The 23813-nt window shown below is 34.6% G+C and carries 20 protein-coding genes; 9 read left to right on the top strand and 11 right to left on the bottom strand.

The window, feature by feature from the left end; genetic code table 11:
• Positions 1-152: 152 nt before the first annotated feature.
• On the bottom strand, positions 153-1175 hold the full coding sequence (locus H602_RS0104685; RefSeq protein ID WP_026976975.1) for a DUF6630 family protein: 1023 nt from the start codon (positions 1173-1175) through the stop codon (positions 153-155).
• A 365-nt stretch (positions 1176-1540) separates the two neighbouring features.
• On the opposite strand from H602_RS0104685, the gene H602_RS0104680 reads away from it, so the two are divergent.
• Positions 1541-2404 carry a bestrophin family protein gene (locus H602_RS0104680; RefSeq protein WP_026976974.1) on the top strand — a complete coding sequence of 288 codons (864 nt, stop codon included), beginning with the start codon at positions 1541-1543 and terminating at the stop codon, positions 2402-2404.
• Between the two features lie 77 nt (positions 2405-2481).
• Entirely contained in the window at positions 2482-3408 is a 927-nt protein-coding gene (locus tag H602_RS0104675) for an AraC family transcriptional regulator (protein WP_026976973.1), read from the top strand.
• Here H602_RS0104675 and H602_RS0104670 read toward each other — a convergent pair whose 3' ends face one another.
• The 3 genes from H602_RS0104670 to H602_RS0104660 form a co-directional block, all read right to left on the bottom strand.
• Positions 3409-3783: a DUF779 domain-containing protein gene (locus H602_RS0104670; RefSeq protein WP_026976972.1), complete on the bottom strand. Its 375-nt coding sequence runs from the start codon at positions 3781-3783 to the stop codon at positions 3409-3411.
• Between the two features lie 61 nt (positions 3784-3844).
• The gene (locus tag H602_RS0104665) at positions 3845-4906 is read right to left on the bottom strand and encodes a 2,3-butanediol dehydrogenase (protein ID WP_026976971.1); all 1062 of its coding nucleotides are present in this window, start codon (positions 4904-4906) and stop codon (positions 3845-3847) included.
• Positions 4907-4968: 62 nt separating this feature from the next.
• Positions 4969-6474, bottom strand: coding sequence for an aldehyde dehydrogenase family protein (locus H602_RS0104660; protein WP_026976970.1), 1506 nt, complete (start codon positions 6472-6474; stop codon positions 4969-4971).
• A gap of 270 nt (positions 6475-6744) precedes the next feature.
• On the opposite strand from H602_RS0104660, the gene pheT reads away from it, so the two are divergent.
• Positions 6745-9168, top strand: coding sequence for a phenylalanine--tRNA ligase subunit beta (gene pheT / locus H602_RS0104655; protein WP_026976969.1), 2424 nt, complete (start codon positions 6745-6747; stop codon positions 9166-9168).
• A gap of 214 nt (positions 9169-9382) precedes the next feature.
• Here pheT and H602_RS0104650 read toward each other — a convergent pair whose 3' ends face one another.
• The 6 genes from H602_RS0104650 to H602_RS0104625 form a co-directional block, all read right to left on the bottom strand.
• Positions 9383-10405 carry a TQO small subunit DoxD gene (locus H602_RS0104650; RefSeq protein WP_026976968.1) on the bottom strand — a complete coding sequence of 341 codons (1023 nt, stop codon included), beginning with the start codon at positions 10403-10405 and terminating at the stop codon, positions 9383-9385.
• 51 nt (positions 10406-10456) lie between these two features.
• The gene (locus H602_RS0104645; protein WP_035758907.1) at positions 10457-10810 is read right to left on the bottom strand and encodes a hypothetical protein; all 354 of its coding nucleotides are present in this window, start codon (positions 10808-10810) and stop codon (positions 10457-10459) included.
• 118 nt (positions 10811-10928) lie between these two features.
• Positions 10929-12392, bottom strand: coding sequence for an oligosaccharide flippase family protein (locus tag H602_RS0104640; RefSeq protein WP_026976966.1), 1464 nt, complete (start codon positions 12390-12392; stop codon positions 10929-10931).
• Between the two features lie 4 nt (positions 12393-12396).
• Complete coding sequence (locus H602_RS0104635) at positions 12397-13683, bottom strand: glycosyltransferase family 4 protein (protein WP_026976965.1); 1287 nt, start codon at positions 13681-13683, stop codon at positions 12397-12399.
• Between the two features lie 35 nt (positions 13684-13718).
• A complete protein-coding gene (locus H602_RS0104630) occupies positions 13719-16169 on the bottom strand; it encodes a YfhO family protein (RefSeq protein ID WP_026976964.1) in 2451 nt (816 codons plus the stop codon).
• Positions 16170-16246: 77 nt separating this feature from the next.
• Complete coding sequence (locus H602_RS0104625; RefSeq protein ID WP_026976963.1) at positions 16247-16540, bottom strand: DUF4834 family protein; 294 nt, start codon at positions 16538-16540, stop codon at positions 16247-16249.
• 121 nt (positions 16541-16661) lie between these two features.
• Here H602_RS0104625 and H602_RS0104620 point away from each other — a divergent pair, with 121 nt between their 5' ends.
• A complete protein-coding gene (locus H602_RS0104620; RefSeq protein ID WP_026976962.1) occupies positions 16662-17627 on the top strand; it encodes a transporter in 966 nt (321 codons plus the stop codon).
• Entirely contained in the window at positions 17627-18745 is a 1119-nt protein-coding gene (locus H602_RS0104615; protein WP_026976961.1) for a hypothetical protein, read from the top strand. Before H602_RS0104620 ends, H602_RS0104615 begins: the two co-directional genes overlap by 1 nt.
• Before the next feature lie 160 nt (positions 18746-18905).
• On the opposite strand, the gene H602_RS0104610 is transcribed toward H602_RS0104615, so the two are convergent.
• Positions 18906-20441 (bottom strand): YifB family Mg chelatase-like AAA ATPase, encoded by a 1536-nt coding sequence (locus H602_RS0104610; protein ID WP_026976960.1) that lies wholly within the window; start codon positions 20439-20441, stop codon positions 18906-18908.
• A 132-nt stretch (positions 20442-20573) separates the two neighbouring features.
• Here H602_RS0104610 and H602_RS0104605 point away from each other — a divergent pair, with 132 nt between their 5' ends.
• The 4 genes from H602_RS0104605 (at position 20574) to H602_RS0104595 (ending at position 23747) form a co-directional block, all read left to right on the top strand.
• Positions 20574-21776 (top strand): NAD(P)/FAD-dependent oxidoreductase, encoded by a 1203-nt coding sequence (locus tag H602_RS0104605; RefSeq protein WP_026976959.1) that lies wholly within the window; start codon positions 20574-20576, stop codon positions 21774-21776.
• A 24-nt stretch (positions 21777-21800) separates the two neighbouring features.
• On the top strand, positions 21801-22178 hold the full coding sequence (locus tag H602_RS0104600; protein ID WP_026976958.1) for a PH domain-containing protein: 378 nt from the start codon (positions 21801-21803) through the stop codon (positions 22176-22178).
• A 61-nt stretch (positions 22179-22239) separates the two neighbouring features.
• Positions 22240-22359: a T9SS type A sorting domain-containing protein gene (locus H602_RS20515; RefSeq protein WP_084404206.1), complete on the top strand. Its 120-nt coding sequence runs from the start codon at positions 22240-22242 to the stop codon at positions 22357-22359.
• Positions 22360-22646: 287 nt separating this feature from the next.
• Positions 22647-23747, top strand: coding sequence for a T9SS type A sorting domain-containing protein (locus tag H602_RS0104595; RefSeq protein WP_026976957.1), 1101 nt, complete (start codon positions 22647-22649; stop codon positions 23745-23747).
• Positions 23748-23813 lie beyond the last annotated feature (66 nt).

Raw genomic sequence — 23813 nt, 5'->3', positions numbered from 1 at the left:
AAAAAAAGAGGATCATCTAATCCTCTTGATATTCTTCAAAACGCTTTACGATAACTCCATAAGTGTTGACGGCATGTAATCGGTTCCGTTCAACACAGGTTTCATTGTTCGTTCTCCGAACGCAACGAAACCTTAGCTGTTGGCGGTAGTTCTTATCTGTCAAAATATTCATATCCGATTTCATTTACTGCACTTACTACTTTACCTTTGTCCGATATTTTATGCATTACGATAATATATTCATCTGATTTTGTGTCGATAAATCCTATTTGAAGTCCATTTTTTCGTAATGGTTTATCAAAATCTTCGAAAACGTTGTCAGAGGATACAGATGCTTTTTTGTCATAATTTACTGAACTAGGTAAATCAATTGATAAATTAAAATTTTCTTTTAATGATGATATCAAGGCCCATTCTAAATCTTCTATTTCTGCTTTCCAATCTAATCTCAAAATAAATGGAATTTTGTTTTCATCCGAAAAGTCCATTACAAAATTAAGTGTTGTCAAATATTCACTGTCTTTGTCATAGTTTTTAAGCTTTTCAATAAAATGAGTGACTTTTTTCTTTTTTGAGTTTAAACCGATGCACATTTCAGTCAATTCTTTATACGCATTTTTTTGAATTTCGGTCAAGAAAGGTCTATTCTCTTCAACTTTCCTAAGTTCATCTTCTTTTTTCTCTTCCTTGTCAATATCAATTTGTTTGTTGTATGTTGTTTCAACAAGCCTTTTAACTTCCAAAATCGTATTTTCTATTTTTGAAATTATTTTGATGTCTATTATTTCTTTATGTAAGTCAGGAATCTGAAACCATTTTATGTCTTTTCCGCCGTTGCATTTACGAATTTCAATTTTATCACCCAATTTTGCAATGAAATAAAATTCAGACGGGAAATTATAATCGTCTTCATCATAAAAAATAATTGCTTTTGGTAAATAGAAATTCCCTTCCGTTGTATTGTAATTTATCCCATCTCTGGAAATTAGTACAGTTTTAAAAATTTCTTTTTTTGATTTTAATAATCCAAAAAAAGAACTACTTAAAACAGGTTCAGTTTCAAATTTGTTACTGTTGGTATTATTGAAAATGAAATCAAATAATTGTAAATTAGTTACATTATTTTCAAAAGCTTGTCCACTTAATTTTTCTTCGTGATAATATATTCTTGCCATAAATTATTCAATATTTGTTCTTCATAGTCGATCTTGTAGAATTACCGCCAACTACTAGATATACTCAAGTCTATACAACTTTTTATATCTTTTCGATTCTCAAATATATACATTTAATCCCAACCCGTCAGAAAAAAAGGTCCATTTCCTAAAAACCACAAAACACTATCAAAATCAACCAAACCGAGTAAAAAAGAACACTAGAACCGCTCAATTAAACGATGTAAAGACTACATTCCGAAACACTTGGATACTATCATAAGCTAAAATTCCTGAAATTACCAAGAAAAAGGTGGTTGGAATTTAAAATTTCAATAGAATAGCAGTCTTTTTTCGCTTAAATTTGAAGAAAATAATTTAGCTTAATGGTTTCATACAATACCAAAGATTGGTTTACCTTCATTTTTCGTTTTCACAAAGGCGACACGTTCAGACAGTTGATTCCTATCATGTTAGCGATTGGTCTGTATTGCGGAATCATAGAATATTTGGAAATCACCTATCTAAATTTGTCTTCGCAGAACAATATTAAAAACATTACCATCATGCATGGTATGTTGGGTTTTGTAATTTCACTTTTGCTGGTTTTCAGAACCAATACGGCTTACGACAGATGGTGGGAAGGTCGAAAACTTTGGGGTACGTTGGTCAATAACAGTCGAAATTTTGCTTTAAAATTAAGTGTGATTTTGACTTCGGAAGATGACAAAACATTTTTTAGAACGATCATTCCGCATTACGCAACTGTTTTAAATAAGCACTTGAAAAATGAGGAAACGGCGTTGCAGCTTTTTGATGATTTAGAATTAGAAATAGATCACAAAATTCACCTGCCCAATCAAGTGGCAATGAAGATTTTTGAGCGCATCAATAAATTATATGTTTCAGGTCAAATTACCGGCGACCAACTGATTGTATTAAATGATGAAATTAAATCATTTACCGAAGTTTGTGGCGCTTGCGAACGCATTAAAAACACCCCGATTCCCTACTCGTATAGCGCATTTATCAAAAAGTTTATTTTCTTCTACATTATGACTTTGCCTTTTGGCTACGCCTTTAGCTTGGGCTATTATGTAATTCCGGTAGTGGTTTTTATCTTCTATGTTTTGGCAAGTTTAGAACTTATTGCAGAAGAAATTGAAGACCCTTTTGGGAATGATGAAAATGATTTGCCTACGCAAAAAATAGCTGAAAACATTAAAAAACATGTGGGCGAAGTGCTTTAGTTAAAATAGTACTTGGTTAGACTATTTTCGGTAGATTTTTTTTATCTTTCAAAATGTAAATTTTTTAAAAATTAAATATGATTCACCAGCATGATAAGTTGCATCTTCCAGCTCTTACAACAGAAAAGTCTTTAAAAACTTTAGTTGAAAATAGGTCTGTATATTCTTTAAATCATTGCGAATTAAACATTTTTGAAACCTACGAAAAGTCAGAGTTGGTACCACTTCAATTTAATGATTTGGTGGTTACAAGCATGATGCGTGGCAAAAAAATAATGCATTTATACGACGATCCCGCTTTTGAATATCTTCCGGGCGAAACCTTGGTTATTCCTGCAAATGTGAAAATGAAAATTGATTTTCCAGAAGCTTCTAAAGAGCATCCTACGCAATGCATCGCGTTAGCAATTGATCGAAACAAGATTACTGAAACCCTTCAATTTTTAAACGAGCGCTATCCCAAAGTGGGAGAAAATCAAATGTGGGAATTGGACTTCCACAATTATTTTTTCTATAACAATATTGATTTGGCCACGACCATAAATAAATTAATGCGAGAATGCATGAGTACTTCAATAACAAAAGATGTGCTTGCAGACTTGACTTTACAAGAGTTATTGGTCCGGATCATACAGACGCAAACCATAAAGGAATTGGACAATCCAAATTTGACTGTGTCTAAAAACAAACCCATAAATTACATTACGGAGTACATCCAGAAGAACTTGAAAGAAGACGTGAGCCTGAAAAAATTAAGCAGCATCACTAGCATGAGTACCACTTCCTTTTACCGGTTTTTTAAACGCGAATTGGGTATGAGTCCACTTGAATTTATTTTAAATGAAAAATTGAAGTGTGCCAAGAAATTACTCAAAAATCCAAGTATTCAAATCAATGAAGTGTGTTATTTGTCCGGTTTTGAAAATGCAAATTACTTTAGCCGACTTTTTAAAAAGCATGAGGGCATGACGCCAAAGCAGTATCAATTACTCCTTGTTAATTAATTATTCAATAAAGTGAACGGGTTCTAAATTTTCTAATTCCTCTTCTGTGAATAGTCTATATTCTATTTGAAACGATTTTTTAAGTGGCGATTCAAGTGAAAATCCACCTGCACCAAAAGCATCAATGACTTTTAAAGTGAAATGTGCATTTTTCCAATATTCGAATAAGTCGTTGTCCACCCAAAATTCGGTTCCTTCAATTTCGCCAATACATACATCGCCCATCCGTTGGTAAAAACCTCCTTTTTCAAAACATTGGGGCTGCGTTCCTTCGCAACATCCTCCCGCTTGGTAGAACATTAAATCACCGTGTTTCTCTTTTAAAATATGTATGAGCTCAATTGCTTTTTCTGTCGCGTCAATTCTTTTTGTCATATTTACGTTATTTTATTAAGAGTCGCAAAATTGCCAGTCACGATTCTCTTTTAAATTGCTTTTACCCTTTTATGTCTATTAAAATTTTTACTTGCTCGGGATTTGAAACTAGCTCTTCAAACCCTCCAGTAACAATATCGTCTAGTTTAATTCGCTTAGTAACGAGCTTTTCTACATCCATTCTTCCTGAATCTATTAGATCGATTACTTGAGGAAAAATATTCCTGTAAGCAATAATTCCTTTAATTGTAATTTCTCGTACTACTTGATCAAATGCATCTAATGTGACCGATTTGCCAAATAGTGCAACCAAAACAGCTGTACCTCCGTTTTTCAAACTTTTAATTCCTCCATCAAAGGAGGCTTGAACACCCGCAGCGTCTAAAAATATATCAACGCCGCCTTTTGTAAGTGTTTTAATTTGCTTTACGACATCTGCGCTTTTCCCATTTATAACTGTGGTAGCACCAATTTCTTTCGCTTTTTCCAGACGTTTCTCGGCTATATCTACGACGATTACATTTGAGGCTCCAGCAGCGATTGCCGCTTGAACACACAGTAGGCCAATAGGTCCTGCTCCATAAACCAAGCACGATTGTCCCATTTTTAAACCACTTTGCAATACTGAATATACTGCAACCGCTGCCGGTTCTACTAAAGCTCCCTGCTCAAAACTCATTGAATCTGGGATCTTATGTATCATATAGTCTTCTACAACAGTATATTTTGCAAATCCCCCATTGGAAGTCAAACCTACAAACCCTAATGGTTCAGAAAGATTGTATTCTCCATTCGAAATAAATGGACTCTCCGGATTTCTAAAGAGGGGCTCGACAACTACACGATCACCAACTTTCAAATTATTTACATCGGTACCGATTTCACTTATAATCCCTGCAAATTCGTGCCCCAATGTCGTTACACCTTGATGTCCGTTTAAAGGATAAGCCTGATCAACTGGAATCAGCATTGGTCCGTGGTTGTATTCGTGTAAATCTGAACCGCAAATACCTGCAAATTGTACTTCGATTTTAACTTGTTGGCTTCCTGTCGTAGGGATTTCTACATCCTCAACTCTAATATCTTTTGCTTTGTGCCATCTTGCAGCTTTCATTGTTGCCATAATGTAAATTTTTATTAATGAAAAGCACCACTTTTCAGCAGTGCTTTTATAAAATTTAAGTATTAAAAGAAACCTAATTTCTTCTTATCATAAGAAATCAACATGTTCTTTGTTTGACGGTAATGTCCTAGCATCATTTTATGATTTTCACGACCTATCCCCGATTGTTTGTAACCTCCAAATGGCGCTCCTGCAGGATATGAGTGGTATTGGTTGATCCAAACTCGACCTGCTTTAATGGCTCTTGGCACTTGATAAATTTCATGTGCGTCCCGTGTCCAAACTCCAGCTCCAAGTCCGTACATGGTGTCGTTTGCAATTTCAATTGCTTCTTCCGTAGTTTTAAAAGTGGTAACAGCTAAAACAGGTCCGAAGATTTCCTCTTGAAAAATACGCATTTTATTATGTCCTTTAAAAATAGTAGGTTGGATGTAATATCCGCCATCTAAATCGCCGCCTAATTTATTTTCATCACCACCAGTCAACAATTCAGCGCCTTCTTCTTTACCTAATTTAAGGTACGACATGATTTTTTCTTTTTGAACTAGAGAAGCTTGTGCTCCAATCATCGTAGCTTTATCCAAAGGATTTCCTGCCACAATTGCTTCTGTTCTTTCAATTACTCTTGACATGAATTTATCATATATATCTTCATGAACAAGTAATCGTGATGGTGCCGTACATATTTCGCCTGAGTTCAATGCAAATAATACTGCTCCTTCAATCGCTTTGTCAAAGAAATCATCATCATGATCAGCCACCGACTTCATGAAAACGTTTGGCGATTTTCCACCTAATTCTAACGTTACAGGAATAATATTTTCTGTAGCATATTGCATTACCAAACGTCCTGTAGCTGTAGAACCTGTAAATGCAGCTTTTGAAACTTTTTTGTTGGTTACTAATGGTCGTCCCAATTCAGCTCCAAAGCCATTCACGATATTGATAACGCCAGGAGGTAAAATATCTCCAATCAATTCCATCAATACTAAAATCGAAATTGGTGTACTTTCTGCTGGTTTTAAAACCACTGTGTTTCCTGCAGCCAATGCCGGTGCTAATTTCCAAACTGCCATTAGAATAGGGAAATTCCAAGGAATAATCTGTGCAATAACTCCCAATGGTTCGCTTAATGCAATAGAAACTGTTTGTGAATCCAATTCTGCAATAGAACTTTCTTCAGCTCGAATTACTCCTGCAAAATATCTGAAGTGATCAACTACAAGAGGAATATCTGCTGCTAAAGTTTCTCTAATCGGTTTACCATTATCAATGGTTTCCACAGTTGCAATAAATTCAAGATTATCTTCAATTTTCTGTGCAATTTTATTTAGTAAAATACTTCGTTCTGTAACCGATGTTTTACTCCAAGTTTCAAAAGCTTCGTGCGCTTTATCCACCGCTAATTCTATATCTTCTTTAGTTGAATGTGCCGCTTGCGTGAACACTTTTCCATCAATTGGAGAAACTACGTCAAAATAATTTCCTTTGACTGGTGCAGTAAATTTTCCTCCTATATAATTATCATACTTTGCCTTAAAATCAGGTCTTTTTGCAGTATTACTCATATTATAATTTTTTACGTTTTCTCAAATTTACATGTTTGTTTCCAGCTTGATTAGCACAATTCGACCAACTAATAGCACATTTTTTCCACATTGATAATTTTAACCTTAATTTATTACATAATTAACAATTTTAACACAATGAATTTTTCGTTATGACATAAATATGTCACTCATTTAAAATTTAAAAAAGGAAATTATTTGTTTTCAACTCCACTTTGCAATGATTATATTTGCATTCGATTTTAAATACCCAAAATAAATTTCAAGCAAATGAAAATTTCTTACAACTGGTTAAAGCAATTTATCAAAACCGACTGGACTTCTGAAGAAACCGCTACTTTATTGACCGATTTAGGTTTGGAAGTGGAAGGTGTTGAGAAATTTCAATCTGTAAAAGGAGGATTAGAAGGCATTGTTGTAGGACATGTTTTGACTTGTGTTCAGCATCCCAATGCAGATCGATTAAAGATCACTTCTGTTGATATAGGTACAGGAACTCCAATTCAAATTGTATGTGGAGCTGCAAATGTAGCTGCGGGGCAAAAAGTGCCTGTTGCAACTATTGGAACTACGCTTTATGATGCAGATGGAAATTCATTTGTAATCAAAAAAGGAAAAATTCGCGATCAGGAAAGTCACGGAATGATTTGTGCCGAAGATGAATTGGGTTTGGGAACAAGTCACGATGGAATTATGGTTTTGGACGAAGATTTGATCGCTGGAACTCCAGCTGCTCAAGTTTTTAATATTGAAAACGATGAAGTTTTTGAAATAGGCTTGACGCCAAATCGTGCCGATGCAATGAGTCACATGGGTGTTGCAAGAGATTTACGTGCGGGAATGTTGCAAAAAAATGTTACCACTGAATTCATCACACCGTCTGTTTCAAATTTTAGAATTGACAAACGAACGCTAAAAATGGATGTTTCCGTTGAAGATGCTAAACTTGCTCCAAGATACTGTGGCGTTACAATATCAGGAATTACAGTGAAAGCTTCGCCAGATTGGTTGCAAAACCGTTTGAAATCTATTGGAATAACACCTAAAAATAATATTGTTGATATTACTAATTATGTCTTGCACGAATTGGGACAACCACTTCATGCATTTGATGCTGCAAAAATTAAAGGAAATAAGGTCATTGTTAAGACGCTTCCTGCAGGTACAAAATTTACCACTTTAGATGATGTTGAAAGAACATTACACGAAGAAGATTTGATGATTTGTGATGAAAATGGACCGATGTGTTTTGCTGGAGTTTTAGGTGGTTTAAATTCTGGTGTAAAAGAAAATACAAGTACTTTATTTTTAGAAAGTGCGTATTTTAATCCTGTTGCTATTCGAAAAACGGCAAAAAGACATACGTTAAGTACCGATGCTTCATTCCGTTTTGAACGAGGAATTGACCCTACAATAACTGAATATGCGCTCAAACGTGCGGCAAATTTAATCATAGAATTAGCCGGCGGAGAAATTACATCTGATATAACCGATATCTATCCGAAAAAACTTGAAGATTACTCCGTAGTTTTTAACTTTAATAAAACGGCAAAAATTATCGGCGAAGAATTGCCAAAAGAAACCATAAAAAAGATTTTAGCTTCGTTAGATATAAAAATTAATAGCGTTTCTGATGTGGCTTTAGGTCTGATTATTCCGAATTATCGTGTGGATGTTCAACGCGATATTGATGTTATTGAAGAAATTTTGCGTGTATACGGTTACAATAATATTAGTTTCTCTAAAAAATTAAATGCTTCTGTATCAAAATCTCCTAAAAATGAGGATTATAAGATGCAAAATAGTGTGGGAAGTTTATTGACCAGTTTAGGCTTTAATGAAATGATGGCAAATTCTCTGACATCGCCGGATTACATCAAATTATCTGATGATTTAAAAGAAGAATTTAATATCACAATGCTGAATCCTTTGAGTCGTGATTTATCGTCCATGCGACAATCCTTATTATTTTCTGGATTAGAAGCGTTGTCTTATAATATCAATAGAAGAGCCACAGATTTAAAGTTTTATGAATTCGGTAAAACGTATCATAAGTTGCCTTCAGGCTACGAAGAGCCAAAGCACTTGACACTTTTTGTTACTGGAAATAAAAATGCGGAATCGTGGACCAATCCACAGAAACCAAGTGATTTCTTCTTATTTAAAGGTTACATTAACAGTTTACTCTCTCGATTTGGAATTGAGAAATTTCAAAGTGAGCCTACCACTTCTGATGTTTTTGCCGAAGGTCTTGCTTACAATTTAGGGACAGAAAAAATTGTAGATTTTGGGACAGTAAAAAAATCAGTCGCTAAATCGTTTGACATCAAACAAGAAGTTTTCTATGCTGATTTCAATTGGAATGCGATTTTAAAAGTGGCCAGTAGTAAAATTAAATTTACTGACATTCCTAAATACCCTGGTGTTCGTCGTGATTTAGCTTTACTCGTTGATGATGCAGTAAAGTTTGATAGTATTTATAAGATTGCACGCCAAACAGAGAAATCGTTATTGAAAAACATCGATCTATTTGATGTGTATCAAGGTGCTAATTTGCCAGAAGGCAAAAAATCATATGCCGTAAGTTTTACCATTCAAGATGCCACAAAGACTTTGACGGATGTACAAATTGACAAAATCATGTCGAAATTACAGAAGAATTTTGAAACAGAATTGGAAGCTGTTTTGAGGTAATATTCTTGAACTAATTTATATACAAAAGGACCTGTAATTGATTACAGGTCCTTTTGTAGTTTAAAACAATGCTACTTTTTGCACTTCAGATAACTTTCGGGATGCACCAACTTGACCAAATAGACGATCTAAAAAATAACCACAGATTAAGAAGATTTACAAAGATTTTAAAATGCGTATAATCTTCTAAACCTGTGGTAAAAAGTTTTAATAATTATTTGAAAATGGTTTCCGCAGTCCACGTAATTCCACTAATATCAGTAAGCTTTAAAGTATATTTCTTTCCTTTTGTTAGTTTTGTAGTATCAATTGGAAGAGTCAAATCAGCTTTAGAACCAAGCGGAATAATTAAACTGTGAATTCCAGGTTTGATTTTGGCTATATAAATATTCTTAATTACATCAGTAGACAGCGTAGCTAATTCATCCTGATTCAGGGCCATGATACCATTATTATCGGCGTCCAATAAATCAATTCCAATCAAGAATGAACCGTAAACATCGACGCCTTCTACTCGATACAATTGAAATTTGATTTCATTTTCACCTATTGTAAAATCGCTGATTTCTACTTTTGGTTTAACCGATTTATTGTGTAAAGTCCCAAAAACACCACCGTGAAAAAATTGATTGGTATATAAAGTGAGTCCAAAAATAAGTAAAGCGCCAGTCAAGATTATGGGTTTTATTTTTGCAAATTGCAATTCACCTGATCCCAACCATTTAAACCAATTGGTTTTTGTGAAATTAAATTTCTTCTGCATAAAATAGTAATCGAGCGAGTAGTAACTACTACCACTAAAGAATAACGTAAAACCACTGGCAATTCCTAGAACACCAATTTGCCATTCGTCAAGGCAAGTCGTACCTATCCAGCCTGAACCCAAAAGAATTCCCATGGCAAGCATGAAAACACCAATACTCATCAAGCGAGTAAAGAATCCTAGTATTAAAAATAGTCCCACAATTCCTTCAATAATGGTAAACGCCACCATGGAATACCAAAGGTGATCTGGATTAGTAACCAAGAATTCAATCATAGGTTTTATGCCTAAAGCATTCGGTATAAAGTGATTGAACTTTTCGCCAATATAGCCCACTTGTTCGGGATCTAATTTATTTTCTAAAACGAGTCGACGCCAAAAAGCAGAAAAGTAAGTCCATCCAATAACGAAGCGAATGGATAATGTAAAAAGGCCCGCCCAATTTTGGGTAGGTATAATAGAAGTATTTTTCATGAGAACATAATTTATAAACGTACTATTTTTAAAATGTCGCGGTAGGAAGAATTATACCACGTCAAATTTAAATTGTTTATAGAGAATGTATTTGGGAGGACGTTGTAAAGCTATCCGTCTGGTAACACTAGGTTTTACAACAATTTTTTCTTCTTTTGAAAGATAAAATGATACTCCATTACTTCTTACAGCTGCAGTAGATGTGGCTTTAAAATCCACCTTTTTGTGTGCCGTAAACGAACTACTTGTACAGCTTGAAGCGACTTTACTTTGATTTAAAGTTTGCTCATACGTAAAACCAAATGATTCAAACAACGATGCTTTCACTTTACAAGGCGTAAGTGCAAATAGAACTACCATTGCGAAAAGTAGTAATCGGTTGTTATGAAAAAATTGTTGTTTCATCGGCAGCAAACATAGGAATTAACTTTAGAAAATTATGTTTCAAAAAGTCAAATATTTGTTAAACTGTACTTTGAAAAATAAGATGAGCCAATGAAAAACCTACTATTTTCGACGTTCATTATTTAAAAAATCTGGACAATTGACCATCAATCAAAAAGTTAATGTCTGATGAAATTTTAAATTTATAATTCAGATATACATATGAAATTGTGATCAAGATGGATTTAAGCACGATATTAATCCAAGGTTCAAAAGGAAATTCCCAAAAATAGAAAAAAGCCAATATGGATGCAATAATGCCGAACGATTTGAGTGTTGTAGGTCCAAAAGGATACAAATTCATCTTCCTTACAATGAACAAAAGTTTAATGGTATTGTAAAAAATTACGGAAATCAAAGTTGCCAATGCACTTCCCGTGATGCCGTAAAGCGGAATGAGCAGCATGTTTAAACCAATCATCATTACGACTAAAATAACGCCAAATAGCAAGACCATTCTGTAATATTTGGTATTTAAAATAATTGCATTATTATTTCCTAAAATTACATCGTAAAATTTGGCCAAACCAATCAGAAATACGGCGCTCAAACCACCAGCATAATCACCTGGAATTATGAGGTACATCTGATTGATATTCAAAAAAATACCCACCAATATCAAACCACCAAATACTTGCAAATTAATTGCACTTTTCTTGTACAACTCATTCAGTTCCTGCATCTTATTTTCACTCATCAACTTGGCTGTAATTGGATAAATAATTTGCAGCATCGCTCTACTTGGCACGACAATAACAGTTGCAATAAAAATTCCAACTGAATAAACGGCAACTTCAGTAATATTTAAGTAACTTGGAATCATGACTTTATCCAAATCCAAAAGAAATACGGCTACACTTCCTGACAAAATAATAAAGAACGAATAACTAAATATTTCTTTTGTGTTTTCTGGTAACGTAAAGTGGAATTTCGGCTTTCTTAGATAAAAAGCGTAACCCAACATTGCGAGCATTTGAATAGCGTAAGCAATTGTAATTCCGTAAATAAATGTAGTTTTATCAATCGTTTGCCAATGCACCAAAAACAATAAACCGGTGGTTATAATTCGGACGAAAACCTCACTTATAAAATTTCCAAACACAGATTTCATGTGGACTTTTACCCAAGCATAGAAAATTTCAAAATACCCCATGAATAATCCGATGATAGGAATGAGCCACAAATACGGTTCGACAATCTTATTTTTATCGGGAAGCAACGAAGCAATCAGATCGTAGCCGAAAAAGGCTATTAAGGAAATGGGAACTATCAATAAAAACGGCATCAAGAGCATAAAACTCATGAAGCGTTCGCGTTCTAAGTCATCCTTATATTTAGAATAAAACCGAATCAACGTACTGTGAACACCAAAAGCCATCAATGGCATCATTATATTTCCCGCGGAAAGCAAAAAAGCAACGATTCCATAATGGGTTTTTCCAAGAAAACTGGTGTATAAAAAAAGTGCATTAACCGCACCAATTCCAAAACCGAGATAGGTAACAACGATGTTTTTAGCCGATTGATTGATTACGATTCCCATAGAATTAGCGTTTCGATTTAATTAATTCGGCCAATTGTTGAGTCAAATTTTTTCGGCTGTATTGCTGCAGCCCAACGGCATGAACATGTAAAGATTGGTTCTTGTAATTTTCGTAGAATGAAAGAATCGATTGCTTCAATGCATCAAACTCATCATACTGATGAAAAACTCCCGTATTAGTTGACTTTATGATACTTTCAAAATCAGAATCTTGAGGTCCCATGGCCAATATTGGTCGTTCAGAAACCATGTATTCAAATAATTTTCCCGGAATAATACTCTTGGTTTTTTCTGAATCTATTTCAATTAACAGTAACACCTGAGACGAGCGTTGATGTAAAACTGCTTCTTGGTGCGAAACATATCCTAAATTATTGACATACGGATCCAACCGAAATTCAGCAATTGTATCTAAAATTTCTTGACTTACCGCTCCAATTAATTTTAGTTCAAAATCGTTTTTAAAGGACGGATTTTCCTTGATGATTTCTTTCAGACATTTCCACAAAATTCGCGGGTTGCGTTGTGATAGAAAAGAACCAATGTGTGCCATGGTAAACTTTTCGTCTAAAGGTACATTCTGAACTTTTTCCACGTCGTAGCCATTGGTAATGACATGAATGGGTTGCTTGGTCAATTGCTGAAACTCTAATTTTGTAGTCGCACTAGTCACTAAAATTGAGTCTGCCGTTTGTAAAACTTTTGATTCTAATTCCTTATGTTTTTGAGCCGAACGAGATGACAATTTTAATTCATCATGGTAACCAATTGTTGTCCACGGATCCCGAAAGTCAGCAATCCAATTCAGGTCCAACTTCTCTTTTAAGCCCAATCCGATTAAATGCAAACTGTGAGGCGGACCTGTAGTAATAATCGTATCGATTTGATGCTCTGCAATGTAATTTTCTAGAAATTTTATAGAAGGCTTTACCCATAAAACACGAGCATCTGGAATAAAAACATTTCCTCGAACATACAATAAAACCTTTTGTAACAAAGATTGTTTTCGTTGTTGCGGAATAATTCCTGAACTGATTTTCTGAGTCGTTTTCTTTGAAAAAAAAGAAGCCAAACCATAAGGTTCAATGATTTTCTTTTTTACGATGACCGCTTTTGTCGAAACCTCGTTTTCCAGCGCTACATCTATAATAGGATACGTTGGATTTTCAGGAACATAAACATGCGGTTGAATTCCAAAATCTGGTAGGTATTTAACAAACTTCAACCACCGCTGAACGCCTGGACCTCCAGCAGGTGGCCAATAGTAAGCGATGATTAGTGTTTTTTTCAAAAGTCAATTTTTAGAGATTGATAGAATAAATAGATTTACACTACGTCTTCTTTAGTTCGTTTTTTTCTTTCAAAATAAATACCTCCGCCTATTAACAGTAGCATCCCCAGTCCACTCAATAATACGATTGTGCTTCCTGTTTTAACCACTTGCGGTTCAAATTTAAATTCAACAGTATGTTTTCCAGCTGGAATTTCTAAACCACGTAACGTATAATTTGTTCTAAAAATTGCAACTTCTTTACCATCAATAGTAGCAATCCAACCTTTAGGATAGTAAATTTCAGAGAAAACAGCCAAACCATTTTGCTTGTTAACCGTTACATATTTGGCATAATTTGGTTTATATTCAATCAAATTAATTGTTGCCAAACTATCCTTACTATACGTTGTTGCTGCTGAAACGGTAAATTCTTTATTATTGATAATGACCTCATTTTTACTGTCAAATTTATCCAATGCTTTCATTTCTGCATCAGCCGAATTGACAAAATTCATTTTTTGGACAAACCATGCATTTCCATTTGCCTTGTCATTTAAAGCTGGAAACTCTTGATTTTTATCGTCAACTTGAATCACATATTTTGTGTTCAACATATTTAAAACTTCCATATTTCCGTTGTCAATTTGATAATTAAACAACTGATCCATTCTCCTTGGTCGAACAGCACTGTAACCCGACAGCGATTTATGGAAGTAAGAAGTTCGCGCTTGCAATCTTCCGTTTACTTCGTATACTCTAAAATTTGATGTGTCTTCTAAAATTTGCAAATCAGATTGTGTAGGTTGAAAAGGTTCACGTACTTCTCTTGCAGAGACAAATCCAGAAGTATCTACATATTTTCGATCTACAAGAACTAAATCGCCCACCATGAAAACTCCAACAAGTAGCACCGTCGTCATTTGTGACAATTTTTCTTGGGTGTAAAACCATAAGAAAGCTAAACCAGCTGCAATTAAAAATCCAGATCGAAGTACATCTGCAGAATACATGTCTTTTCGATCCAATCGCAAAGCATCCATAAAATCAGTTCCGAAGGTTGGATCGCCCGTTTGAGCAAACATTTGTTGCAATCGAGCGTCGATTGGTCCCGCAAAATCAAATAGAAATTTGGAAACAAATAAAAGTGCAACCATTCCTAAACTGACCATCGCTGTTTTTTTCAATGCATCCACTTGTGCTGCTTTTTCTGCTTTGAAAAAACTTTGCAAACCCATAATTGCAAGAATTGGAATACACAGTTCTACAATAACTTGAATAGAAGATACCGCTCTAAATTTGTCATACAAAGGCACAATATCAATAAAGATATTGGTCAATATCGCAAAATTTTTACCCCAAGACAACATCAACGTAAAAATGGCTCCAATTAAAAATGCATATTTGATTTTACGTTTGTCGATGAACATAGCCAGAACAAACAACATGAAAACTACAGCACCAAGATACGCTGGAGCGGCAACGATAGGCTGATCTCCCCAATATGTAGCTCCATAATTTTGCGTAAAATTCAAAGCTTCATCTGGTGAAGCTCCTTTTTTTGAAATAAATTCAAATACATTGGATTCTTTTCCTAATTTCTCAGAATTTCCACCACCGAATAGACGTGGTGCAATAAGGTTTAAACTTTCGGCAATTCCATAACTGTATTCGGTGATATAGTCGTAATCCATTGCAGAAGTCGTTTCATTTTTACTTCCGTCGGGGTTAAAAGAAAGCTCACTTTTGCCACGCATACTAAAATCTGCATACTCGGCTGTCGCCAATAAATTGGTAGCATTGGAACCAATAGCAAAAATTCCGGCTACGGCAAAAATTCCAAAAGCAGTTAAGAGTGGTTTGTATTCCTTGCTTTTAATAAATTGATAACTGTAAAAAAGGGCTACAATTAAAATCAGAATCAATAAATAATAGGTCATCTGAAAGTGATTCGCATTTATTTCTAAAGCGGCGGCAAGCATGGTCAAAATTCCACCAACCACATATTTTCGTTGAAAGACCAAGAGCACTCCCGCCAATACTAACGGCATGTATGCAATTGCATGTGCTTTAGCATTATGTCCAACGCCTAAAATAATAATCATATAGGTAGAAAATCCAAAGGCCAAAGCACCAATAAAAGCTTTCAAAGGATCTACTTTGAGGACTAAAAGTAAGCCGTAAAAACTGAGAAAGTAGAGAAATAAATAATCAGCCGGACGAGGTAAAAATCGAAGGAAATCGTCTAATGCTCCAATATAATCGTTGGGATAATTGGCACCCATTTGATAGGTTGGCATTCCTCCAAAAGCCGAATTGGTCCAGTAGGGCTCTGTATTTTCAGCTGCACGAAAATCGTTTTGCTCCTTTGCCATTCCTGTGTATTGCACAATGTCAGATTGTGACAATTGTTTTCCCTGGAGAACAGGATAAAAATAAAATAAGGAAATGATTATAAATCCAAAAAAGGCTAAAAGATGGGGATAAAACTTATTCAAAAATTTCATGGATGCAGCTTAAAATTAAGGTTTAAAATTCTAATACCAACCACTAAAATCAATAGTTGTAACAGAACTGTGCAAACTTACTCAATTTCTTCATAATCTACATACTCTCCTACTTTTTTGGTAGACTTAGGATTATTAGACTTTTCGGTATCCGAAACGATTTCTTGTTTGCTCGAACGACTTTGCCACGACGTAGGGTCATTGTGTTGTTGCTGAGATTGGTATTGCTGTTTGAACGATTCTTCGGCTTTAGAGACAACTTTCCTGATCACAATTGGAAAAAATAAACGCGCTAAAAATTTTACAATATAATATCCAACTACGAAATATAGTATTACTCTAAGCAGTCCAGTAAAAGAAGCAGTATCCATTGATTAAAATATAAGAGGTCAAATTTAGCCATTTTGAATTTTAAAAATAAATTATCGTTCTTAAATTATTAATAAAATACAGTACTTTTGGGTTTCAATCCAATCTGAAAATTTATTTGATATGATTCAGTACATAAAAAACAGTCTACTAGTTCTCACGGTACTTGCGGGAAATTCTATTTTAGCCCAATATACCGATGCCATTAATTCCAACCGACCTGGAGAGTCTCAGTCCGCATTTTCAGTTGGTCAAACTGTATTGCAAGCCGAAACTGGCGTATACGGTATCAGTCAGGAACATGTACTTCTAGGTACTGAGACAAAAGGAGTGGGTGGACAGTTGGTGCTTAGATATGGTGCCTTTTTTGAACAATTGGAATTTAACGTAGATCTTAAATATCAGTTTGATCAATATAAAACGGCATTAGGGACCGAAAATAGAAATGATTTTAAAAGAATTACTTTAGGTGCCAAATATTTAATTTACGACCCGTACAAAAACTACGAAGAAAAAATCAATATTTTAAGCTGGAAAGCAAACCACAGATTTAAATGGAGGCAGTTTATACCCGCAGTCGGTGTTTACGCTGGTGCTAATTTAAATTTTAATAGCGTTTACTATTCAAGTTTGGAAAATACATTTTCGCCAAAGTTAGCGGTTATCACTCAAAATCAATTTAGCGGCGGCTATGTTTTGGTCATGAATTTCATTGCAGATAAAATTGCTACTGACTTTAATAGCTACGGTTATATTCTTACAATGACAAAAGGATTTAACGATAAATGGTCGGGATTTTTAGAGCATCAAGGTATTATTAGCGATGCTTACACCGATTATAATTTAAGAGCTGGTGCGGCATATTTAATTAAAGACAACATCCAAATTGACGCTAGCATTGGTGGAAATTTTAAAGATACGCCTTCCATCTTTGATGCTGGAATCGGACTTTCTTGGCGTTTTGATAAAAACTACAAACCCATCCTAATCCGAAGTGGTAAAGAAGGGAAAGATAAAGAAAAAGACAAGAAGAAGGAGAAAAAGGAACGCAAGGATAAAGTAGAAACAATTGAAGTAGAGAAACCATAATGATAACTATCAAAGAAGCCAAGAGCAAAGCAGAAATTACTGATTTTGTAAAATTCCCGTTTGACCTATATAAAGATGAACCCAATTGGGTACCCACTATAATTAACGATGAAGTCAATTCATTTGACAAAAATCAAAATCCATTGTTTGATAATGCAGATGCACATCTTTTTCTTGCGTACAAGAACAATAGAATTGTAGGACGTATTGCCGCAATCATTAATTGGGATGAAGTCAATAATCAGGAAAAGAGGAAAGTGCGTTTCGGATGGTATGATGTAATTGACGACATTGAAGTTACAAAAGCTCTACTTGAAAAAGTGTATGAATTTGGCACAAAGAACCAATTAGAATATGTGGAAGGCCCGATGGGTTTTTCAAATTTGGATAAGGTTGGACTTCTTACCGAAGGTTTTGATCAAAAAGGAAATATGATTACTTGGTACAATTTTCCCTACTACATCACTCATTTGGAGAAGCTGGGTTACGTACCTGAAAAAGAATATATAGAAAGTATTTTTCCTTTTGCAAATGTAAAACCAGAAATGTTTGAGAAAGCACAGGAATTGATTAAAAAACGCTATAAATTACGTGCAGCCGATTTTACAAAAATCAAAGATGTGATGCCGTATGTGGACGAAATGTTTGATCTTTTCAATTATTCGTATGCAAAGTTGGCGTCTTTTGTTGCCATTACTGATTTGCAAAAAGAGTACTTTAAAAAGAAGTACATTAGTTTAATCAATCCCGAATACATCAAATTCGTATTTGACGAAAACGATAAATTGATCGCATTTGGAATTGTCATGCCCGACTTTTCCGAAGCATTAAAAAAAGCAAATGGCAAACTGTTTCCTTTTGGATTTTACCACATGTTGAAAGCTAAAAAACACAGTAAAACGGTCTTATTTTACTTAATTGGAATTGCACCCGAATACCAAAACAAGGGAGTCACCGCAATTATTTTTAAACAATATTACGATACATTCACTGAAAGGGGAATTATTGACTGTATCCGAACACCAGAATTGGCAGAAAATACTGCAATTCATGCCATTTGGAAGCATTTTGACCCAAAAATCAACAAACGTAGAAAAACTTTTACAAAGAATTTATAAACTTTATTTGAAGCGCATGTACTATTTCTAGTACAAATTTTCACCAATTTAATCTGTTTACTTTTGTGAAATCTGTGCAAAAGAAATATAACTGTAAAAGGGTTTTTTACAAAATATAACCCACGGTTTTAACCGTGGGAGTCAAGAAAAAACATAAAAATTATCCCAACCAACCGTCACGATCCAAACTTCGGTATTGAATCGCTTCTGCAATATGACTCGATTGAATATCTGGAGCAGCACCTAAATCAGCAATAGTTCTAGAAACTTTTAAAATACGATCGTAAGCTCTAGCCGATAAATTAAGTCGTTCCATTGCGGTTTTCAAAAGTTGATTAGATGTTTCGTCCAAGGCACAATATTCTCGAATTTGCTTTGAAGTCATTTGCGCGTTGTAATTTACTTTTTCTGATTCTTCAAATCGAGCAGTTTGAATTTCTCTAGCTTTGGTTACGCGTTCTCGAATGGTGACGCTGGATTCTGCCTTATTTTTGTCCGACAATTTTTCAAAAGGAACTGGCGTAACTTCAATATGAATGTCTATTCGATCCAATAACGGTCCTGAAATTTTACTCAAATACCGTTGCATTTCATACGGAGATGAAGTTGAAGGCGTACTCGGATCATTGAAGAAACCACTGGGACTAGGATTCATACTTGCCACTAACATAAAGGACGACGGATAGGTGATTGTAAATTTTGCGCGTGAAATGGTCACTTCTCGATCTTCTAAAGGTTGCCGCATCACTTCCAATACATCCCTTTTAAATTCGGGCAATTCATCTAAAAAAAGGACACCATTGTGTGCCATAGAAATTTCGCCAGGTTGTGGATAACTTCCGCCGCCGACCAAGGCTACATTTGAAATGGTATGATGTGGACTCCTAAATGGCCTTTGATTCATCAAGCCCACTTCTTTTAATTTTCCCGCTACACTATGGATTTTAGTGGTTTCCAATGCTTCCTTCAACGTCATTGGTGGCAAAATACTGGGTAATCTTTTGGCTAACATTGTTTTTCCTGCTCCAGGAGGACCAATTAAAATAATATTATGACCTCCAGCAGCCGCAATTTCCATGCAACGTTTTATAGATTCTTGCCCTTTTACGTCACTAAAATCAAATTCTGGAAAGTCTAATGTTTTGTAAAACTCTTTTCGGGTGTCAAAAATGGTTGGTTCTAGCGTACTTTTACCTTTGAAAAAATCGATGATTTCTTTTATATTTTCTATTCCGTAAACGTCTAGACCTGAAACTATCGCTGCTTCTTTAGCATTTTGTATCGGCAGAAAAAAACCTTTATATCCCTCCTCTTTTGCTTTTATTGCAATGGGTAATGCTCCTTTTATGGGTTGTAATCCTCCGTCAAGCGAAAGTTCTCCCATAATAATGTATTTGTCAATATCATCCGTTTTTATTTGTCCCGAAGCTACTAAAATACCCATCGCTAAAGATAAATCATAGGCAGAACCTTCTTTTCTTAAATCGGCTGGAGCCAAATTAATAATGATTTTCTTACCCGGCAATTCATAACCGTTGTTTTTTAAAGCAGCGGCAATTCGGTAACTGCTTTCCTTGATGGCATTGTCGGGAAGACCAACGAGGTGGTACCCAATTCCCTTATCAATATTGACTTCAATGGTAATTGTTGTGGCTTCCACTCCAAATACCGCACTTCCATACACTTTAACTAACATGGCACATAGTTTTAACTTTTTAAAATTAGTCATTTTTTCAACTCAAAAAGTAGGATTAGATTAAATTTCTTAAAAATTTGATAAAAAAATTCTGCCCTAAGAAAATTGCACTAATTTTAATAGAAAAATGCTATGGATTTAAAATCAGGATTGCCTTTTTGGCTGATCAAAAACGGATTATCGGAAAACTACGAACGGTTGGAACAAGATATTGAAACCGAGGTATTAATCATTGGTTCAGGTATCACAGGTGCTTTGGTGGCACATTTTCTATGTGAAAATAATGTAAAATGTGTCATCGCAGACCGAAGGATGGAATCTACGGGAAGTACTACCGCAAGTACCGCTCAATTGCAGTACGAAATTGATGAATATTTGTATGACTTAATTGAAAAAGTGGGCGAAGAAGATGCTGTTAAAGCTTATAAAATGTGTTTAGAATCCATTACAACACTGGAGAAAATCGTCAAACAACTTAAAATAGATGTAGATTTTAAAAGAGTTCCATCCCTATATCTGGCTTCAGATGCTAAAGGTAAAAAGCAATTAGAAAAAGAATTTGAAATTAGAAAAAAGCACGGTTTACCTGTACAATATTTGACCGAAGAGATGTTACTTTCAGAATATAACATCAAACGTAAAGCCGCTTTGTACAATAATGAATCAGCTCAAGTGGATACCTATAAATTTTGTCAAGCAATTTTGGATTACCATCGAAAAAATTCAGGATTAAAAGTATACAGTCATACTAATATTGTTGAAATTAAATCAAAAAAAGACGCGATAACAGCTTATACCGACAAGGAGATTAAAATAAAAGCAAAGAAAATTGTAGCTGCACCCGGATTTGAATCGGAAAATTTATTAGATGAAAAAGTAATGCAGCTGGAGTCTACCTATGTTTTAGTCAGTCAACCAATGCATCCTGATGAACTTTGGAAGGAAAAATGTTTGATTTGGGAAACCGCACGACCCTACCTTTACATCAGAACCACCGAAGACAACCGCATAATGGTGGGTGGTTTTGACGAACCCTTCCAAGATCCTAAAAAACGCGATGCTTTAATGGACAAAAAAAATAAAGATATACTCAAGCGTTTTAAAACATTTTTCCCTGAAAGTAAAATAGAGATAGACTTTTATTGGTGCGGCACATTTGGGGGAACAAAAGATGGATTGCCCTATATTGGAGAACATAAAAAACATCCCAACATGTATTTTGCTCTTGGCTATGGAGGAAACGGAATTACTTTTAGTGTAATTGCTGCTGAAATGATAAAAGATATGTATTTAGGTAAACAAACAGAAGAAAATATATTTAGATTTGACCGATAAAAAACAACTAATAATAAAAATACTATGGGATTATTTAATGCAATTTTAGGGAATGCCTCAGAGGCCAATAAAAACGATGTTGAGAAGGAATTTTTGCCGCTTTTAATCGAGGGGGAATCAATTGAAGGCGCTTTCAAAGTGATTCGTGATATGTTTGTTTTTACCAACAAAAGATTGATTTTGGCTGAAAAGCAACTAGTAGGAACAAAAGTGGATTATCTCTCTATCCCCTATTCTAGTATCAAGAAATTCTCTAAAGAAAGTGCTGGAATTATGGATTTAGATGCAGAATTGAAAATTTGGTTGTCGCATGAAGATGAACCGATAAAGAAACAATTTGGAAAAGGTGGAGACAACATTAATCAAGTGTATCGAATATTAAGTATATATGTTTTAAAGTAGAAAAAACTCCTGTTTATCTTTTTAATAATTTAACATAATAGAATCAGATTGTATTTAAAATTTGCTAATTTCGCGTGTTTCTGATGTACAAATCAATGTAAATAGTTTAGCTTCGGGAATGTACTTGATCAATATTACTTCTGGTGATAAATCGATCACTAAGAAGTTCTTGAAACAATAACTTTCACACTATTTTTATTAAAACTCCTCAAAATTTTGAGGAGTTTTTTTTTGACCCATATTAAACACTATTGGAACTTACTCAAATCAACATCTATAGATCTGACTTTTACTTAATCTATTAAAACTCGATAAGTATATTTTTGAGAAGCCATGTACATTAATCAACAATATAAACAAAACTTTTAAACTAATAACCTTTATTTTAGACTTTCAAAAATCTCACAATTCAAATGTAATTTGTACATAAAATTGATTAATTTTGGAACAATTTAAAAAAGTTTAAAAATGAAAAGAATTTTACTATCATTAACATTAGTAGCCTCTTCGATTGCGTTTTCTCAAACATTACAATCTGAGAATTTTAATACATATACTATTGGAAATATGTCAACGGACTTTACAGCCAACACGCCTGGGCAAGGATCTTGGCTGACTCTTTCCTCAAATGGAACAGAACCTACAACATCTACTAACGCCGCGGTGACGAACTTCCAAGTGGTTAGCAATGGGAATATGGGTACAAATGGCCTACAAATTACAAGTCCAAATGGCGACAAAGGATCACGCTACATGTGGAAAAACGGCTTAGATGTATCATGGGCAAACAGAACTGCTGGAAATAATATCATTGAAATCGAATATGATTTTTTTACTGGTGCTGAAACTGAAAGTAGAACACAAGTTGGAATGAGGTTATATGGTATCCAACTAGTACAAGACATTCCTACTACAAGAACACCTGTTGGATTTGCCTATTCAACTAATACTAGAGTTTTATCAGGAGTTGCTTATGCTGCAAACGGAGCTACAAATGGTACGTTTTTAATTAATTTGGGAACAACACCATTAGTACTTGCATCAAATACTTGGTATACCATTGGTTGTTCCTACAACACAATTACAGGAGAAGCAATGTGGAAAACAAGTCCATCAGCCGCTCCAATCAGTCTTCCAGAGGCAAATAGAATTCCAAATATGACACCAACAGAAGTTGATTATCTTCAAGTTGCCGTAAGCGCCAATGCTGCAGCTACGCCACCTGTTCCTGCAAACACTGCTACTTCTACAATCATATTTGATAATTATATTTCAAGAGCTTCTGCAACAAGTACTTTATTGAGCTCTTCTAATTTTGACATTGTTGGAAATGATGTAATTTCGGTTTATCCAAATCCAGCTGCTGATGTATTAAACCTTGCTATCAAAGGTTCAGAAACAATCAACTCTGCTAAGGTTCTAGACTTAAACGGTCGTCAAATTTTTACTAAAACATTTAATAATGTTTCTGACGCACAAATTGATGTAAATGACTTATCATCAGGTCTATATTTAATTAGTATCACTTCAGGTGAAAATACGGTTACAAAGAAATTCTTGAAACAATAGTTCAAAACATTTTATTAAAAACTCCTCAAAATTTTGAGGAGTTTTTTTTTACACTTGTTTTAATGT

Source organism: Flavobacterium tegetincola DSM 22377 (genome assembly GCF_000425485.1).
In the GTDB taxonomy this organism is placed as follows: domain Bacteria; phylum Bacteroidota; class Bacteroidia; order Flavobacteriales; family Flavobacteriaceae; genus Flavobacterium; species Flavobacterium tegetincola.
The sequence above is the reverse complement of the archived record's forward strand: the minus strand, read 5'-3'. Positions and strand labels throughout refer to the sequence as shown.